The sequence below is a fragment of the Catenulispora sp. GP43 genome, assembly GCF_041260665.1.
Lineage (GTDB): Bacteria > Actinomycetota > Actinomycetes > Streptomycetales > Catenulisporaceae > Catenulispora.
This window is the reverse complement of record NZ_JBGCCT010000061.1, coordinates 1-2,058: the sequence shown is the minus strand read 5'-3', so window position 1 is coordinate 2,058 and position 2,058 is coordinate 1. Positions and strand designations below refer to the sequence as shown.

Genomic DNA, 2,058 nt, shown 5'->3' with positions numbered 1-2,058 from the left:
TTAGTCCGGCCGCGTCCTACTCTCCCACCAGGTCCCCCTGGCAGTACCATCGGCGCTGGCGGGCTTAGCTTCCGGGTTCGGAATGGGACCGGGCGTTTCCCCACCGCTATGGCGGCCGTAACATCTTGAGACAACCAGCCGGAAACCAAAAGGTCTCCGAGGCCAGTAGGGGTCTCAGATCTAAACAGTGGATGCGAGCAGCGTAGACGCTGTATAAAGAGTCAGCTTTGTGGTCAAGCCCTCGGCCTATTAGTACCGGTCCGCTACACCCCTCACGGAGCTTCCACGCCCGGCCTATCAACCCGGTGGTCTACCGGGAGCCTTACCCCATCAAGTGGGTGGGAGACCTCATCTTGAAGCAGGTTTCCCGCTTAGATGCTTTCAGCGGTTATCCTTCCCGAACGTAGCCAACCAGCCATGCCCCTGGCGGGACAACTGGCACACCAGAGGTCCGTCCATCCCGGTCCTCTCGTACTAGGGACAGCCCTTCTCAAGTCTCCTGCGCGCGCAGCGGATAGGGACCGAACTGTCTCACGACGTTCTAAACCCAGCTCGCGTACCGCTTTAATGGGCGAACAGCCCAACCCTTGGGACCTACTCCAGCCCCAGGATGCGACGAGCCGACATCGAGGTGCCAAACCATCCCGTCGATATGGACTCTTGGGGAAGATCAGCCTGTTATCCCCAGGGTACCTTTTATCCGTTGAGCGACCACGCTTCCACAAGCCATGGCCGGATCACTAGTCCCTGCTTTCGCACCTGCTCGACCTGTCGGTCTCACAGTCAAGCCCCCTTGTGCACTTGCACTCGCCACCTGATTGCCAACCAGGCTGAGGGAACCTTTGGGCGCCTCCGTTACTCTTTAGGAGGCAACCGCCCCAGTTAAACTACCCACCAGACACTGTCCCTGATCCGGATCACGGACCGAGGTTAGACATCCAACACGATCAGAGTGGTATTTCAACGCCGGCTCCACCCGAACTAGCGTCCGAGCTTCACAGCCTCCCACCTATCCTACACAAACCGAGTCGAACACCAATATCAAGCTATAGTGAAGGTCCTGGGGTCTTTCCGTCCTGCTGCGCGAAACGAGCATCTTTACTCGTAGTGCAATTTCGCCGGGTCCGTGGTTGAGACAGTCGAGAAGTCGTTACGCCATTCGTGCAGGTCGGAACTTACCCGACAAGGAATTTCGCTACCTTAGGATGGTTATAGTTACCACCGCCGTTTACTGGCGCTTAAGTTCTCAGCTTCGACCTTGCGGTCTAACCGGTCCCCTTAACGTTCCAGCACCGGGCAGGCGTCAGTCCGTATACATCGTCTTGCGACTTCGCACGGACCTGTGTTTTTAGTAAACAGTCGCTTCTCGCTGGTCTCTGCGACTCCCCCCAGCTCACACCGCAAAGGTGATCACCAGTTGGAGCCCTCCTTCTCCCGAAGTTACGGAGGTATTTTGCCGAGTTCCTTAACCACGGTTCACCCGATCGCCTCGGTATTCTCTACCTGACCACCTGTGTCGGTTTGGGGTACGGGCCGCTTGGTCCTCGCTAGATGCTTTTCTCGGCAGCATAGGATCACCCACTTCGCCCCTACGGGCTCGGCATCAGATCTCAGGCACATGGTGTGCGGATTTGCCTACACACCGCCCTACATCCTTACCCCGGGTCAACCACCGCCCGGGTTGGGCTACCTTCCTGCGTCACACCATCGCTTGCCTACTACAAGTTCGGGCCACCGGCTCCACGACACCCGGTTCCCGAAGGAACTAGGGCGCTTCACGGGCTTAGCATCACCTGATTCAACACTGGGCGGACCTTCGCGGGTACGGGAATATCAACCCGTTGTCCATCGACTACGCCTGTCGGCCTCGCCTTAGGTCCCGACTCACCCTGGGCGGATTAGCCTGGCCCAGGAACCCTTGGTCATCCGGCGGCGACGTTTCTCACGTCGCATTCGCTACTCATGCCTGCATTCTCACTCGTGCAGCCTCCACCCCTGGGTCACCCCGGGACTTCACTGGCTGCACGACGCTCCCCTACCCATCCATACGCCTGGCCG

2 rRNA genes are annotated in these 2,058 nt (G+C 58.6%); both read right to left on the bottom strand.

Features of this window, described 5'->3' with window-relative positions:
• Positions 1 to 3: 3 nt before the first annotated feature.
• Positions 4 to 120 (bottom strand): 5S ribosomal RNA (rrf, locus tag ABH926_RS51445).
• A gap of 109 nt (positions 121 to 229) precedes the next feature.
• A 23S ribosomal RNA gene (locus ABH926_RS51440) occupies positions 230 to 2,058 on the bottom strand; the annotation flags it as partial.